General features: G+C 64.5%; 9 protein-coding genes and 1 pseudogene. All 10 read left to right on the forward strand.

The annotated features are described in order from the left end of the window. Position 1 precedes the first annotated feature (1 nt). The gene (tssH, locus tag LHL23_RS21265) at positions 2-2,725 is read left to right on the forward strand and encodes a type VI secretion system ATPase TssH (protein ID WP_226431467.1); all 2,724 of its coding nucleotides are present in this window, start codon (positions 2-4) and stop codon (positions 2,723-2,725) included. Positions 2,726-2,761: 36 nt separating this feature from the next. Continuing rightward, positions 2,762-4,009, forward strand: a complete 1,248-nt coding sequence (locus tag LHL23_RS21270; RefSeq protein WP_226431468.1) for a hypothetical protein — start codon at positions 2,762-2,764, stop codon at positions 4,007-4,009. 66 nt (positions 4,010-4,075) lie between these two features. After that, the gene (locus LHL23_RS21275) at positions 4,076-4,930 is read left to right on the forward strand and encodes an ion transporter (RefSeq protein ID WP_222480177.1); all 855 of its coding nucleotides are present in this window, start codon (positions 4,076-4,078) and stop codon (positions 4,928-4,930) included. Continuing rightward, positions 4,923-5,420 (forward strand): annotated as a pseudogene (gene tssB / locus LHL23_RS21280) (type VI secretion system contractile sheath small subunit); the annotation flags it as partial. The gene LHL23_RS21275 and the pseudogene tssB, both read left to right, overlap by 8 nt. Positions 5,421-6,509: 1,089 nt before the next feature. Then, complete coding sequence (locus LHL23_RS23610; RefSeq protein WP_413229489.1) at positions 6,510-9,992, forward strand: type VI secretion system contractile sheath domain-containing protein; 3,483 nt, start codon at positions 6,510-6,512, stop codon at positions 9,990-9,992. A gap of 64 nt (positions 9,993-10,056) precedes the next feature. Continuing rightward, positions 10,057-12,168 carry a type VI secretion system Vgr family protein gene (locus LHL23_RS21290; RefSeq protein ID WP_226431469.1) on the forward strand — a complete coding sequence of 704 codons (2,112 nt, stop codon included), beginning with the start codon at positions 10,057-10,059 and terminating at the stop codon, positions 12,166-12,168. A 10-nt stretch (positions 12,169-12,178) separates the two neighbouring features. Continuing rightward, the gene (locus LHL23_RS21295; protein WP_222480183.1) at positions 12,179-12,787 is read left to right on the forward strand and encodes a DUF6931 family protein; all 609 of its coding nucleotides are present in this window, start codon (positions 12,179-12,181) and stop codon (positions 12,785-12,787) included. Positions 12,788-12,804: 17 nt separating this feature from the next. Continuing rightward, positions 12,805-13,107: a PAAR domain-containing protein gene (locus tag LHL23_RS21300; RefSeq protein ID WP_222480185.1), complete on the forward strand. Its 303-nt coding sequence runs from the start codon at positions 12,805-12,807 to the stop codon at positions 13,105-13,107. Positions 13,108-13,114: 7 nt separating this feature from the next. Next, a complete protein-coding gene (gene tagH / locus LHL23_RS21305) occupies positions 13,115-14,581 on the forward strand; it encodes a type VI secretion system-associated FHA domain protein TagH (protein WP_264181308.1) in 1,467 nt (488 codons plus the stop codon). 47 nt (positions 14,582-14,628) lie between these two features. Further along, a complete protein-coding gene (gene tssK, locus LHL23_RS21310) occupies positions 14,629-15,969 on the forward strand; it encodes a type VI secretion system baseplate subunit TssK (protein WP_226431470.1) in 1,341 nt (446 codons plus the stop codon). Positions 15,970-15,977: the final 8 nt, after the last annotated feature.

The following is a 15,977-nucleotide window of genomic DNA, read 5'->3' on the forward strand; positions in this document are numbered from 1 at the left end:
GATGACCGAGATCAGCCGCGTGGCGCTGTTTGGCAAATTGAACAAGCTGGGATACCAGGCCGTCGAAAGCGCAACCGTGTTCTGCAAGATGCGCGGGAACCCCTATGTCGAACTGGTGCATTGGATGCATCAGCTGTTGGCGCAGCAGGACAGCGACCTGCACCGGATCATCCAGCATTACGACCTGGATGCGGGCAAGATTGCCACCGAACTGACCCGGGCGCTGGACATGCTGCCGCGCGGGGCCTCGACGATCTCCGACCTGTCGGATCACCTGATGGACGCGATGGAGCGGGGCTGGGTCTGGGGATCGCTGCTTTATTCCTCGGGCCAGGTGCGCAGCGGGCATCTGCTCTTGGGGATGCTGAAGACGCCGGCGCTGCGCAACATCCTGTCCTCCATGTCGCCCGAGCTGGCGAAGATCGGCGCCGATGATCTGGCGGACCATTTCAACGAGGCCACCGACGGCTCGCCGGAGGAGCGGCTGGGGGCGCAGGACGGCTCCAACGTGACCGGCGGCGGGGCGGAGCCGGGCGAGGCGTCCGGCTCGATGGCGCCGGGCGCGATGGGCAAGGGCGAGGCGCTGGAGCAGTTCTGCACCGACCTGACCGAACAGGCGCGCAATGGCGAGATCGACCCGATCGTCGGCCGGGATGAGGAAATCCGCCAGATCGTCGACATCCTGATGCGGCGGCGGCAGAACAACCCGATCCTGACCGGCGAGGCGGGTGTCGGGAAAACCGCGGTGGTCGAGGGCTTCGCCCTGCGGATCGCCCGCGGCGACGTGCCGCCAAGCCTGAAGGATGTGCGGCTGATGGTGCTGGACGTGGGCCTGCTGCAGGCCGGTGCCAGCATGAAGGGCGAGTTCGAGAACCGCCTGCGGCAGGTGATCGACGAGGTGCAGGCGAGCCCGGTGCCGATTGTGATGTTTGTCGATGAGACCCACACGCTGGTCGGGGCAGGGGGCGCGGCCGGCACCGGCGATGCGGCGAACCTGCTGAAACCGGCGCTGGCGCGCGGGACGCTCAGGACCATCGGCGCCACCACCTGGGCCGAGTACAAGAAATACATCGAGAAGGACCCGGCGCTGACCCGCCGCTTCCAGGTGGTCAAGGTCGACGAGCCGGGCATCCCGAAGGCGATCCTGATGATGCGCGGCATCGCTTCGATGCTGGAGAAGCACCACCGGGTGCAGGTTCTGGACGAGGGGATCGAGGCGGCAGTCAGCCTGTCGGCGCGCTATATCCCGGCGCGGCAGCTGCCGGACAAGTCGGTGAGCCTGCTGGACACCGCCTGCGCCCGCGTGGCCGTCAGCCAGCACGCGGTGCCGGCCGAGGTCGATGACAGCCAGCGCCGGATCGAGGCGCTGACCACCGAGCTGGAGATTATCGGCCGCGACGAGACCGCAGGTTACGAGGTTGCCGACCGGCGCGAGGCGGTGGAGGCGGCCAAGGCCGCCGAGGAGGAGCGGCTGGCCGGGCTGACCGAGCGCTGGGACAAGGAAAAGGCGGTGGTCGAAGGCATTCTGGAACTGCGCGCCAAGCTCCGGGAGGGGGCCGCGCCCGTGGACGCTCCGGCGGATGCCGGGGATGACGCGGCGGAAGGCGCCGCCGATAGCCCGCTGTCTGACGAAGAACGCGCCAAGCTGATGCAGGAACTGAAGGACAAGAACGCGGAGCTGGAGGCGCTGCAGGGCGATTCCGCGCTGATCCTGCCGATTGTCGATCATCAGGCCGTGGCATCCGTGGTGGGCGACTGGACCGGCATCCCGGTGGGCCGCATGGTCAAGGATGAGATCGAGACCATCCTGAACCTGGAAGAGCGGCTGGCCCAGCGGGTGATCGGCCAGGACCACGCGATGAAAATGATCGCCAAGCGCATCCAGACCAGCCGCGCAGGCCTCGACAACCCGAACAAGCCGATCGGGGTGTTCATGCTGGCGGGGACCTCTGGCGTCGGCAAGACCGAAACCGCGCTGGCGCTGGCCGAGGTGCTGTACGGCGGCGAGCAGAACGTCATCACCATCAACATGTCGGAATACCAGGAGGCCCATACCGTCAGCTCGCTGAAGGGCGCGCCGCCGGGCTATGTCGGCTATGGCGAGGGCGGGGTGCTGACCGAGGCGGTGCGGCGCAAGCCCTATTCCGTGGTGCTGCTGGACGAGGTCGAGAAGGCGCACCCGGATGTGCATGAGATCTTCTTTCAGGTGTTCGACAAGGGCGTCATGGAGGACGGCGAAGGGCGCGTGATCGACTTCAAGAACACGCTGATCCTGCTGACCTCTAACGTGGGCACCGAGACGATCATGGATCTGTGCTCCGATCCGGAGCTGATGCCGGACCCGGAAGGCATGGCGAAAGCCCTGCGCGATCCGCTGCTGAAGGTGTTCCCGCCGGCGCTCTTGGGGCGTCTGGTGACGATCCCCTATTATCCGCTCAGCCCGGAAATGATCGGCGAGATCACCAAGCTGCAGCTGGGCCGCATTCAGAAGCGGGTCGAAGAGGCGCATGGGGTGCCGTTCGAATACACCGATGCCGTGGTCGGGGAAATCGTCAACCGCTGCCAGGAGCTGGACTCGGGCGGGCGGATGATCGACGCGATTGTCACCAACACCATGCTGCCGGAGATTTCCAACGAGTTCCTGCGCCGCCTGATGGAAGGCGCGGAAGTCGAGAAAGTGGCCATCGGCGTCAAGGACGGAGAATTCACCTACGCATTCGATTGATCACGCCAAAAAGTATTCAGTGGGGAAGGAGTTCCTATGGTTAAACACATTGTCATGGACATGAAGAACGTCGATGTCGGCGCTTCGGGGCTGGAGATGGTCAAGCCGCCCCAATTGTCCTTCAAGGTCGTGGTCGAACTGGACAAGAAAATGGAGAAGGGGGTCGAGAAAGACCCGCTTCTGCAGCAGGAGTTTCATGCCGGTGCCAGCGAGGTCTTTGAGCAGACCCGCGACACCATCGCGAAGAAGTGCAAGGTGTTCGACAAGGCCTTTGTCGAGATGGCCAACAAGGGCGCTGACAAGAAAACGATGGAAAAGCAGCTGAAAGGGCTGAACGACGCCATCAAGAACGACATCAAGGTCGGCGAAAAGGCGGCAGAGCTGGCGGCGCAGAAGGCCTGGACCAATCTGCAGAAGAAGAAAAAGGAATGGTCCAAGTTCAAGATCAAGGTTGGCGTGTCCATCGCGGGCACCCTGGCCGGGCTGGCGGTGAGCATCGCGGCAATGGCGTCCTCGCCGTTTTCCGGCGGCGCGGGCGCGGCCTTTGGCATCATCGGGCTGATCAAGTCCGGGGTGTCGCTGGCCAAGGACATCGGCAAGCTGGCGATCAATATCGATCAGTCCAAGACCATCCTGGTGAAGAACCTGGTGGTGGTGGAAAAGGCGGCCTCCAACAAGGCGCTGAACGCGGCGAACGAGGTGTCGGCGGCGGTGTTCCAGGAGTTCCTCGGCATCTCCCAGCCCTCGGTCAAGACGGTGGAGGATGCGGCTGATACCCTGAAGGCGAAATACGCCCAGATGGTCGTCAAGATGCATGACCTGTCGAAGACCCTGAACAAGATCCTGAAGCAGCAGGAGAAGCTGAAGAAGGAGTTTCTGGGTGAGGTCGGCAAGAAGCTGAAGAAGCACCCGGTGCAGGACAAAAAGGCGCAGCTGGTGATGATCAGCAAGGCGCTGGATACGGCTTTGGCGAATAACTATGCCGAAGTTCAGAAGGCGATCGACAAGATCCAGATCATGTATGCCGACGCGCGCGGCTGGGCCAACAACATCAAGGACCTGATGAAGCGGGTGAAGGCACTGACGATCAAGGATCCGAAGGCGCTGAAGGTTTTCCGCGAAGGGCTGAAGTTCGCGGCCCTGGCGCTGGCGCCGCTTGATGGCAACTCGATTGCCACCGGCGCCAAGGATCTGGCCCTGGGCGTGGGCGGCGCGGTGGGCGGCTATGCCTATGACAAGATCACCAGCAAGGTGCTGGACGGGACCGTGTTCGACGCGGCCTGAAACTGAAGGAAAGACACCGGGCGCTGCGCGCGCCCGGCCAATGGAAAGACCGGCTGGAGAAAGACCGTGGACAGCAGCGCGCAGACCGCAGATACGCTTCGGGACCGGGCCCGCGAATTTGTCGAGCGCCCGTGGGTGACCAATGCCATTCTGGGCGTCATCATCTTTAACGCCATCACGCTGGGCCTTGGCACCTCGGCGGCGGTGCGGGCGCATGCGGGCGGGCTGCTGGATGTGATCGACACCACGGTGCTGACCATCTTCGTGCTGGAGCTGGCGCTGAAGCTGTTTGCCTATGGCTGGCGGTTCTTCTCCTCGGCCTGGAATATCTTCGACCTCGTCGTTGTCTCCTTCGGCCTGTTCCCGGACAGCCAGGGCCTGTCGGCGCTGCGCGGCCTGCGGGTGGTGCGTGCCCTGCGCCTTCTGTCCGTCATTCCGCAGATGCGCGCGGTGGTGCAGGCACTGTTGGACGCGCTGCCGGGCATGGGCGCGGTGATCGTGATGATCTCCATCGTGTTCTACGTCTTCGGGGTGATGGCGACGATGATGTACGGTGCCGTCTTTGACGAATGGTTCGGCACCCTGGGGCGGTCGCTGTATTCGCTGTTCCAGATCATGACGCTGGAAAGCTGGTCGATGGGCATCGTGCGCCCGGTGATGGAAGAGTTTCCCCTGGCCTGGTCGTTCTTCGTGCCGTTCATCGTGATCACCGCCTTTTCGGTGCTAAACCTGTTCATCGGCCTCCTGGTCAACACGATGCAGTCGGCGGTGGAGGCCGAAGCCGAGGCGGAATTCGAGAAACTGCGCGACCTGGTGAAATCGGAGACCGATGTGGTGGACGCGCATGTGCTGGAGCTGCACGAGGAGATCAAGGCGCTCAGGGCGGAGATTGCCCAGCTGAAGGGGCAGGGCAATGGCTGACAGCTCGCAGAAGTTCATCGCAAGGAACCGGGCGCCCAGGGTTCAGATCGAATATGACGTGGAGCTGTATGGCGCCGAGAAGAAGGTGCAGCTGCCGTTCGTGATGGGCGTGATGAGCGACCTGGTGGGCAAATCCGAAGTCGAGCAGCCCGCGGTGGCGGACCGCAAGTTCCTGGAGATCGACGTCGATAATTTCGACGAGCGCATGAAAGGCCTGGCGCCGCGCGCGGCCTTCACCGTGCCGAACACGCTGACCGGCGAGGGCAATCTGGCGGTGGATCTGACGTTCGAGAGCATGGAGGATTTCTCACCCGGCGCAATTGCCGCCAAGGTCGACGCGCTGCGCCCGCTGCTGGAGGCGCGCACCCAGCTGCAGAACCTGATGGCCTATATGGACGGCAAGACCGGCGCCGAGGCGCTGATCGAGACAATCCTGAACGACCCGTCGCTGCTGGCCGCGGTGTCGGCGCCGGCTGCAAATGCGGAGAGCGCCGCGGCGCTGGACAGTCTGCGCGATCTGGAGCTGCCGGAGGATGAAGCGGACACCACGGGCGACGTGCTGGCCGGTCTCGCCGCGCAGGCACCTGAGGATGCAGCGCCTGAGGATGCCTCAGCCGGGGTTCTGGATGCGCTGCGCGAAGCGGCGCCTGAGGAGCAGGCCGAGGAGGATGCGTCGGCAGGTGTGCTGGAAGGGCTGCGGTCTGCAGCGCCGGAGACTGCGGAGCCGGAAGACACCTCCGCGGATGTGCTGGCGGGCCTGAGCGCGGCGGCCCCTGTGGAAACGGAACAGCAGGACGAGGCCGCGGATGCCTTGGCGTCGCTGGCAGCGGCTGAGGTTCAGGAAACTGTTGAGGAAGACACATCTGCTGCGGTCCTGGAAGGGCTGGCCCAGGCCGACGTTCCGGAGCCGGAAGCCGAGGATGCCTCTGCCGGGGTGCTGGAAGGGCTTGCGGCCCAGGTGCCGGAGGAGACCGAAGCGGAAGATGCCTCCGGCAGCGTGTTGGACGAGCTGCGGGCGGCGGAACCTGCCGAGGCGGTGGCGGATGATGGTTCGGCGGATGTGCTGGCGGGCTTGAGCGCCGCCGCGCCGGACGAGGAAGACCAGGGCGATGAAGCCGGCGAGGCGCTGGCGTCGCTGGCAGCGGCGGAGGTCCCGGAAACCGAAGCGGACGATCAGACCGGATCCGTTCTGGAAGGATTGGCGCAGGCGGAAATCCCTGTGGAGGAAGAAGACACCTCGGGCGATGTGCTCGCCGGGCTGGCGGCGCAGGAGCCAGAGGAAGCTGCCGAAGAGGATGCCGCAGGCGCGGCGCTGGAAAGCCTGGCTGCGGTTGAGGTGGCTGAGGCCGAGGAGGAGGATCCTTCCGGCGTCTTGGACGCGCTGGCGGATATTGCAGTGGATGAAGCCGAGGACACCGCGGCCGATGACGCGCTCGAAAGCCTGGCTGAGATAGAGACCGAGGAAGAGGCTGCGGAAGATCACGCGGGTGTTCTGGAGAGTCTTTCCGGTCAGGCGCCCGGAGACGCTCCGGAAGAGGACACAGCCGGCGCGGCCCTGGAGAGCCTGGCGGCCCTGGATGTGCCGGAGGCGGAGGCGGAAGAAGATACCTCCTCGGTACTGGATGAGCTGGCCTCGGTCGAGGTGGAGGAGCCGGACGCCGAGGATCATTCGGATATTCTGGAGGGGCTGGCAGAGCTGGAGCCGGAAGCGGCTGAAGATGAAGACGATTCTGGCGCGGCTTTGGAAAGCCTGGCTGCGGTGGAGGTCTCCGAAGAAGCGGAGGAAGATGTTTCCGGCGTTCTGAGCGGGCTGGCGGATCTGGAACAGGACGAGGAGGACGACGGCGAAGAGGAAGCGGCAGCCTTGGAGAGCCTGGCGGAGGCGGCCGTTCCGGAGTTGGAGGAAGACGAGGGCCTGGACGATGTGCTGGGCGGCCTGCTGGAGGATGCGCCCGAAGAGGAAGAGGCCGCCGGTGAAACAGAGGATGCGCTGGAGAGCCTGGCCGCTGTTGAGGTGGAGGACGCTGAAGACGATGGCGCCGACGGCATTCTGGACGGGCTGCTGGACGCCGCGCCGGAAGCGGAAGAGGTGGCGGGTGAAGACTTGAGCGCCGTTCTGGACAGCCTGGATGCGCCGGAAGAGACCGAAACGGCGGATGCCGCTGCGGATGTGCTGGCCGGGCTGGCGGATGATCTGCCGGATGACGAACCGGACGGCGGCGCGGATCTGGACGGTATTCTTGGCAGCCTTGATGAACCGGACGAGGACACCGGTGAAGAGGACCTGAGCGCTGTGCTTGATACGCTGGAGGCTTCTGAGGAAACGGAGGCCGGGGACAGCGGGCTGGATGATCTGCTGGCGGACCTCGGCAGCGGCGAACCGGAGGAGAGCACGGCAGACGAGGCTGCTGATGTGCTGGAAGGCTTGGGTGCTGATGCCGTCGGTGCGGACCCGGAGGAGGCTTCAGATCCGGACCTGGATTCGCTTCTGGCGGATGCGGACGATGCCGGGGACACCGAGCCGGACGACGATCTCGACAGTCTGCTTGGGGATCTGGAAGAGGATAAAGAGCCTGCGCTTTCGGATGATCTGGATGCGCTTTTGGGGGACGCCGCAGACGAACCGGCTGCAGCGGCTGAGGAAGACGAGAGCGGTTTGGATGATCTGCTCGGCGATCTGGATGCCGCGGAGGATGAAGACGGGGACAGTTCCGGCCTGGATGCGCTGCTGGCTGGCGGTGAAGGCTCCGAAGAAGACGGCGGCGATGATCTGGACGCCTTGCTGGGCGGCCTTGATGAGTCGGAAGACGATGCCGATGAGGCATTGGATGACCTGCTTGGCGGTTTGGAAGACGACGCCAGCGCTGGGCCTGAGGATGCGGCAGAGGAAGACCTGGACGCGCTGCTGGGCGGGCTGGACGGCGAGGAGACTGAGGACGACACCAGCCTGGATGACCTGCTGGGCGATCTCGGGGCTGATGAGGATGAGGACGGCGATCTGGACGGTCTGCTGGCCGGGCTTGGTGAAGAAGCGGAGGCCGAAGAGGCGGCGAATGCGGAGAGCGCCGAGGACGATCTGGATGCGCTGCTCGGCGGTCTGGAGGAGGACAGCGACCTGACCGAAGACGACGGGGACATGGACCTGGACGATCTGCTTGGCGATCTTGGCGGTGAAGATGAGGACGCCGCGGAGGACGGCGGTGATGATCTGGATGCGCTGCTGGGAGATCTGGACGAAGGCAGCGATGCGGCGGCGCCGGAGGCAGCCGCGGCAGAGGTCTCGGAGGAGCCGGAGTTTGCCTATGGCACCATGAGCGCGGAACGGCCCGCGGCGCAGAAGCTGGAGCGCAAGCGGTTCCGGCTGGCCATCCTGGGCGATTTTTCCGGCAGGGCCGCCAAGGGGCAGCTGGAGACCGGCGATACCTTGGCTGCGCGCAAGGCGATCCTCTTGGACCCGGACACGGTCGAGGATGTGATCGAAAGCTTCGCCACCGAGCTGGTGCTGCCGATCGGCAAGGAGGGTGCGGGCATTGCGGTCAAGCTGGAGGATCTCGACGGGCTGCACCCGGATGAGCTTTATGAAAACGTCGAGCTGTTTTCCGAGCTGGTGGGCTTGCGCAAACAGCTGCAGAGCGGCGCGACGGCGGATCACGCCGCCAAGACGCTGAAGGCCTGGGCGGAGAAATACGGCACCAAGGCACGGGCGCCAAAGCGGACATCGGCGGGGAACGCGGTGCCTGCGGACAAGCGGTTGAGCGCCTTTCAGCAGCTGATCAAGGACACCGGCATTAGCCCGCGCCCGGCCACGCCGGTTGAGGAATTGCTGGCGCGGGTGGTGGGCCCGCATATCCGGGCGCTGCCGGACCCGGATGTGGCGGCAATGCAGAAAGCGGTGGATGAGGCGCTGTCTGACGCCATGCGGCTGGTGCTGCACCATCCGGAGTTTCAGTCGGTTGAGGCGCAGTGGCGGTCGCTGGATCTGATGGCGCGCTCGATTGAGGCGGACGATACGCTGGATGTGATGCTCTATGACATCTCGGCGGAGGAGCTGGCGGCGGATCTGGCGGCGGAGGACGACCTGTCAAAAACCGGCTTTGTGCGGCTTTTGACCGAGGAGCCGCTGGACGAGGAGAACGGGCGCGGCGGCTATTCGGCGCTGATCGGCATGTACCAGTTCGAGGAAACACCGCCGCATGCGGAACTGCTGGGCCGGATCGCGCGGGTGGCGGCGCATGTCGATGCGCCCTTCTTTGCGTCGATATCGCCGGAGTTCCTGAAAACGCCCAAGGCGGAGCGGCCCAAGCTGGTGGCAGAGGCCTGGGACACCCTGCAGGGCATGGCAGAAGCCGGGCATCTGGGGCTGGTCAGCCCGCGGTTCCTGCTGCGCCGCCCCTATGGGGAAAAAACCGAGCCCTGTTATGAGTTCGATTTCGAGGAGTTCACCGAAGCGGAAGGCCTGCGCGGCATGCTCTGGGCCAATCCGGTGGTGCTGGTGGCGATCCTGCTGGCGCGGTCGTTCAAGGAGAACGGGCCGTCGCTGCAGCTGGGAAAGATTATGTCTCTGGGCGGGATGCCCTATCATTATGTGAACGACAGGTTCGGCGATCAGGTGGCGCTGCCCTGCACCGAGCGCAACATCGACCTGGACAAGATCGCGCTGGCGCAGGAGCGCGGCTTTATGGCGGTGAGCGCAGTCAAGGGGCGGGACGAGGTGCGGCTGACCTCCTTCAACTCGCTGAAGGGCAATGAGATCCTGGGGCCCTGGACCGGCTTGCCGGCGCCGGAGCCGTCGCCGCCGGACCCGCGCGGACTGCCCGCGGCCAAGCCGCCTGCGGACGGCGGCGATGAAGATGATGACCTGGATCTTGATTTGGATTTGGGCGGGGATGACGACGATGATCTCGGCCTGGATGACCTGGATTTCGGAGGCGGCGACGGGGATGACGACGGCCTCGGGGATCTGGACGATTTGTTGTCGTCGTTTGGGGACGGCGATGATGACGATGACGGGGATGACGACGGAATGGATGCGGACCTCGCCGCGCTTTTGGATGATTTGTGATGCGAATGTTTGAGAACACCGCCGGCAATTTCCGGCCCGGTTCCCTTCGCGGAAAGGAGGAGTCATGGTTGTAAGCAAGGGCCATGAAAACGACCTCGCCTGGATGTCGGGGACATATTCCACCGACGGGCTGATGATGAGCCGGGCGATTGTGCGCGAGGGGCTGAGCAAGCTCACCGAAACCACCATCGAATTTGCCGCAACCAAGGCCCAGCCCAAGCTGGAGGATCTGGTCGGCAAGCAGATGAATGTGCATGTGATGCGCAAGGAGACGGAGCATCAGTTCAACGGATTTTGCGTCTCGGTCGAGCATCTCGGGTTCCGCAACGGCTATGAGATGTATGTGGCCGAAGTGCGCCCCTGGTTCTGGATGCTGACGCGGACCTGCGACCTGCGGGTGTTTCAGGAGCTGACCACGGTTGAGATTATCAAACAGCTGTTCGGCGAATACGGTTTCAGCGATTTCACAGACAAGCTGAGCGAGAGCTATGAGAAGCGGGAGTATTGCCTGCAGTACCGCGAGAGCGACTTTGATTTCCTGTGCCGCCTGATGGAGGAGGAGGGGATCTATTACTATTTCGAAAGCCCGGTCGGCGAGACCACGCGGGAAAAGCTGATCCTGTGCGACGGGGTCAGCGGCCATTCCCCGATCAGCGGCGGTTCAACCGTTGAGTTCCATTCCCGCGATGACAGCGACCGGCGGCGGGAAGAGCATATCTCCGAGTGGACCAAGGACGAGCGCGTCACCCGCGGCAAGGTCACGCTGAACGACTTCGATTTCCTGACACCTTCGGCGGATCTCAAGGCAACTTCTGCGATCGCCAAGGGCAAGCATTCCTACAAGGACTATGAGGTCTACGACTACCAGGGCCATTACCGTAAGAATTCCAGCCTCGGCAACAAACTGGCGCGGGTGCGGATGGAAGCGGAGGCGATCAAGCACATCCGCTGGCGCGGCGCCTCCAGCGTGCCGACGCTGGTGACCGGCTGCACCTTCACCATGTCGGAGCACCCGGTGCAGGAGCACAACAAGGAATACCTGGTGATTGATGCCAAGCATCACATCAAGGTGGCATGGGATTACGGCGAGCGGGAAAGCCAGAGGCAGAAGAAGATAGCTGACCAAGGGTCGATGCGCCGCGATCTGAAGCCGAAGAACATGGATGTGCCCGAGGAGATGGAGCACGACGTTTACGCTTCGACCTTTAGTGCGATCCTGAAGTCCGACCAGTTCCGGGCGCCGCTGGTGACACCCTGGCCCGAAGTGCAGGGCCTGCAGACCGCAACCGTGGTCGGGCAGAGCGGCGAGGAAATCTGGACCGATGAGCACGGCCGCATCAAGATCCAGTTCCATTGGGACCGCGAGGGCAAGGAGAACGAAACCTCGTCCTGCTTTGTGCGGGTGATGACGCCGTGGTCCGGCAAGAACTGGGGCATGGTGGCGATCCCGCGGATGGGCCAGGAGGTTGTGATCCAGTTCGAGGACGGCAACCCGGACCGGCCGATCTGCACCGGCATGCTTTACAATGCGGAAACAATGCCGCCCTATACCTATCCTGACGACCAGACCCAGCTGGGCATCAAGACCAATTCGTCAAAGGGCGGGGGCGGCTATAACGAGCTGATGTTCGACGACAAGAAAGACAGCGAACTGATGCGGGTGCAGGCCGAGAAGGATCACCAGATGCTGGTCAAGGACCGCTCGACGGTGACGGTGGGCATGGATGCGCCTGACCCTGAAGTCACCTCGGCGGACGAGAAGAGTTATGTGTTCACGGTTCAGCAGCACATGACGGAAACCGTGCATCAGGGCGACAGGACGGAAGTGGTGGAGACCGGAGACAAGTCGGAGAACATCCAGACCGGCAACATGACCCTGGACATCGACACCGGCAACCTGACCGAAACCATTGCCCAGGGCAACCACTCGGAAACCGTGTCGCTGGGCAATCTGACCGTGGATGTGACCGCGGGCAAGATCGCCATGAGCGCAGGCCAGGAAATCAAGCTGACCGTGGGCGCGTCTTCGGTCAAGATCGACAACTCGGGCGTCACCATCAAAGGGCCGATGATCAAGATCGAAGGCACCGGCATGGTTGAGGCAAAAGCGCCGATGACCACCGTCAAAGGCGACGCGATGCTGACCCTGAAGGGCGGCCTCACGATGATCAACTAGGTGGGCGCAGATGTCGGCAAGATTTGAAAAGCTGGTGAAAATGCCCGCTGATCCAGTGGCAAAGCTGCTGTCGCGGGCAAATGTCATCCTGAAAACCCCGCTGGAGGCGCCGCCGACGGCGCAGGCGGGGGTTGTGCTGGAGGAGCTGGAGCGCAAGGGCGCCCTGGTCGATCTCCTGCGCACGCTGGCGGTGCTGCTGCCCCCGCGCGAGCGGGTGTGGTGGGCCTGTCTGGCGGCGCGCGATTACATCGGGCCGCGCTCGGACCAGGACCCGGCCTCGCTGACCGCGTCCGAGGCTTGGGTGTTCGACCCCAGCGAGGAGAACCGCGACAAGGCGCGGATCACACTGGATCATGCCTATGTGGACGATGACACGGTGAATTGCGCGCTGGCGGTGCTTTATGCGGCGGGAACGCTGGGACCCGGAGAATTGAATCAATATCCTGCCCCGGCAGGGGCCTCTGAGGCGGCCGCCTTTGCCATGAATATGGTGGCCTTGGGTCAATTGTCTGATAAGTTTGAAGAACACGGCGGCGTTCTGGTGGAGCGCGCGCTTGATATCGCGCGCGGCGGCAAGGGGCAGGTGATCGAAGTCCCGCAGCACGCGGCGCAGGACTGACAGGGAGGATGTAACAGATGGGAATGCCACAGGCCCGGGTGACGGATCTGCATGCCTGCATGCTGCCCTCCACCCCGCCGCCGCCGGTGCTGCCGGTGCCGACGCCGATCCTGCCGCCCTGCGCGGTGACCGTGCTGGTGGGCAAGCTGCCGGCCGCGCGGCTGACCGACATGTGCACCGCGGCGCCCGCGCCGCACCCGATCATCAAGGGCTCGGCAACGGTGCTGATCAGCAACCTGCCGGCTGCGCGGATCCTGGACAACACCGCCTGCGGCGGCATGGTCGTCAAAGGGGAATTCACTGTGCTGGTGGGAGGATAAGCCCAGCATGGGAGTGACACTGAAATTCCAGAGCTCGGGCGCGATGCCCGGCGATGCGGCCCCTGTTCCGATGCGGGGGCCAAGCCTGACCGTGGGGCGCGGCGCCAGCAATGACCTGGTGCTGCCGGACCCGGACCAGATGCTGTCGCGCAATCACTGTGTGATCGAGGATCACAACGGCAATGTGGTGGTGGTCGATCTCAGCTCCAACGGCACCTTTCTGAACTATTCCAAGATCCCGCTGGGCCGCACCCCGACGCCGCTGAACAACGGCGACGTGCTGTGTGTCGGCAATTACGAGCTGGTGGTGGAAATCCGTGACGACCTGGCCGATGTGGGCGGCATGATCGCGGCGCCTGCGGCGCAGGCGCCGGCCTCGCACGGCAATGCCGCCAATGCGCCCGACCCCTTGCAGCTGCTGGAGGATTCCGGGCCGGGCGGCGATTTTCTGGACGATCTCCTGGGCGAGGGGCCGAAGGGGCCTGCGCAGTTCAACCCGGTGGACCCGATCGACGAACTGCTGCCGCCGCTGGGCGAGGAGGAGGATCCGTTCTTCCAGAAGGCCAGCGACGGGCGCGAAGGCGAGGGGGCAAGCCTGCCCAACCACAACCCGACTGCCTCGGACGGGTTTGCCGCACCTGCGTCGCAGCCGAACATGATCCCGGACGACTGGGATGATGAGTTCCTGTCTGGCATCGGCGAGCCTGAAGTCCCGGTGCCCCAGCCCGACCCGCAGCCTGCCACGCCGCCGCGCGAGATGCCGCAGCCGCCGACGGAGGTGCCACCGGTGGCGCCGCCGCAAGAGGCCCCGCCGGCGCCGCCGCAGGAAATCCCGCCGCAGCAGGATACCGGAGAGAAGACAGTGGCGCCGGCAGCCGCGCCCTCGCAAGAGGCGCAGGAGGCTGTTGCCGCCTTCCTCAGTGGGGTTGGTGCGGAGCTCAGCATTGATCCGGCAGAGCACGCCAGCACCATGGCGCGGATGGGCCGGGTGATGAAGACGCTGGTCACGGGCCTGCGCGAAATCCTGATGACGCGGACCTCGATCAAGTCGGAGTTCCGCATTGAGCAGACGATGATTTCCGCCGGCGGGAACAACCCGCTGAAATTCTCGATCACCCCGGAACAGGCGGTGGAGGCGATGGTGCGCCCGGCCACCCGCGGCTACCTCAGCCCGGAAACCGCTGCCGAGGAGGCGCTGCGGGACATCAAGGCGCATGAGGTGGCGATGGTCACCGGCATGGAGGCGGCGCTGAAAGGCGTGCTCAAGCGGCTCGACCCCAAGGCGCTGGAGGCGCAGATCGAGGACAAGGGCGGCTTCACCGGCCTCTTGCGCGGCAAGAAGGCGCGGTACTGGGATGTTTATGAACAGCTCTATGCGGAGATTTCCGACCAGGCTGAGAATGATTTTCACGACCTGTTCAGCCGCGAATTTGCGCGGGCCTACAAAGACCAGCTGGACAGGCTGAAGGAATGACCGGCACCGCGCCCCGGGCGCGTGCCCGCAAGTAAGAGGAGATCCCGGTGTCCTGGGACAGCAAGGTACTTTGGACGGAGGGGCTGTTTCTGCAGCCGCACCATTTCCAGCAGTCCGACCGCTACAACGAGGCGCTGGTCAGCGGCCTGGCGCGGCGGCTCAGCCCCTATGCCTGGGGCGTGAACGGGCTGGAGATCGACCATGAGGCGCTGAAGATCGGCCAGTTCGCGGTCAAGTCCTGCGAGGGGCTGACCCATGACGGCACCGTGTTCCGGGTGCCGATGGCAGACCCGCATCCGCCCGCGATGGAAGTGCCGACCACCGTCAAGGACTGCATCGTCTATCTGACCGTGCCGCAGCGCCGCCAGGGCGCCACCGAAGTCGACCTGAGCGGGGCAGAGCGCTCTGCCAGCCGGCTGCGCCCGGACAAGGTGGAAGTGACCGACGTGACCTCCACCGAGCGCAAGCCGGTGGAGCTGGACGTGGGCAAGATGCGCCTGCAGTTCGCGCTGGAGGTGGATGATCTGGCCGACCTGCTGGCGATCCCGGTGGCGCGCATCATCGAGGTGCGCCCGGACAAGGAGATCGTGCTGGACCAAGCCTTTATCCCGTCCTGCCTGGATGTGCGGGCGGCACCGGCGCTGAGCGGTTTCCTGCGGGAGCTGGAAGGGCTTCTGGCGCACCGGATGGAGGCGCTGGCGGGCCGCCTGTCGGAAGCGGGCGGCGCCCGCGGGGTGGCGGATGTGTCGGACTTTATGCTGCTGGCGGTGGTGAACCGGCTGCTGCCGCAGGTGCGCCACCTGCGCAACATCGAGAACCTGCACCCCGAACGGCTGTTTGCCGCCTGCGCCGGCCTGGCGGGGGAGCTGTCGGTGTTCATGTCGACCGAAAAGCAGGCGCCGGAATTTCCGCCCTATACCCATGACAACCTGGTGGCCTGCTTTGCGCCGGTGATCCGGGTGCTGCGGCAGTATCTGAGCTCGGTGCTGGAGCAGACCGCAATTCCGATCAAGCTGGAGGCGCGCAAATACGGCATCTCGGTCGGGGTCATCGCCGACCGCAAACTGCTGGGCAACGCGGGCTTTGTGCTGGCGGTCAGCGCCGATATCCCGGCCGAGGACGTGCGCAAGCATTTCTCCGGCCAGGCCAAGATCGGCCCGGTGGAGGAAATCCGCCAGCTGGTGAACTCGGCTCTGCCGGGGATCACCCTGCGCCCCTTGCCGGTGGCGCCGCGGCAGATCCCCTATCACTCCGGCGTGGTCTATTTCGAGATGGATGCGGACAGCCCCTATTGGCGCAAAATGACCACTTCGGGCGGCATCGCGGTGCATGTGTCGGGCCAGTATCCGGGGCTCAAGATGGAGCTTTGGGCGATCCGTAATGCATAAGGGAAGGC

The sequence above is a fragment of the Leisingera sp. McT4-56 genome (assembly GCF_020514995.1).
In the GTDB taxonomy this organism is placed as follows: domain Bacteria; phylum Pseudomonadota; class Alphaproteobacteria; order Rhodobacterales; family Rhodobacteraceae; genus Leisingera; species Leisingera aquaemixtae_A.

Excerpts from the sequence above, each read along its gene's own strand:
- LHL23_RS21290 (WP_226431469.1), top strand. The coding sequence starts at position 10,057 with ATGGTTGTAAGCAAGGGCCATGAAAACGACCTCGCCTGGATGTCGGGG.
- tagH (WP_264181308.1), top strand. The coding sequence starts at position 13,115 with ATGGGAGTGACACTGAAATTCCAGAGCTCGGGCGCGATGCCCGGCGAT.
- LHL23_RS21295 (WP_222480183.1), top strand. The coding sequence starts at position 12,179 with ATGTCGGCAAGATTTGAAAAGCTGGTGAAAATGCCCGCTGATCCAGTG.
- LHL23_RS21300 (WP_222480185.1), top strand. The coding sequence starts at position 12,805 with ATGGGAATGCCACAGGCCCGGGTGACGGATCTGCATGCCTGCATGCTG.
- LHL23_RS21270 (WP_226431468.1), top strand. The coding sequence starts at position 2,762 with ATGGTTAAACACATTGTCATGGACATGAAGAACGTCGATGTCGGCGCT.
- tssH (WP_226431467.1), top strand. The coding sequence starts at position 2 with ATGACCGAGATCAGCCGCGTGGCGCTGTTTGGCAAATTGAACAAGCTG.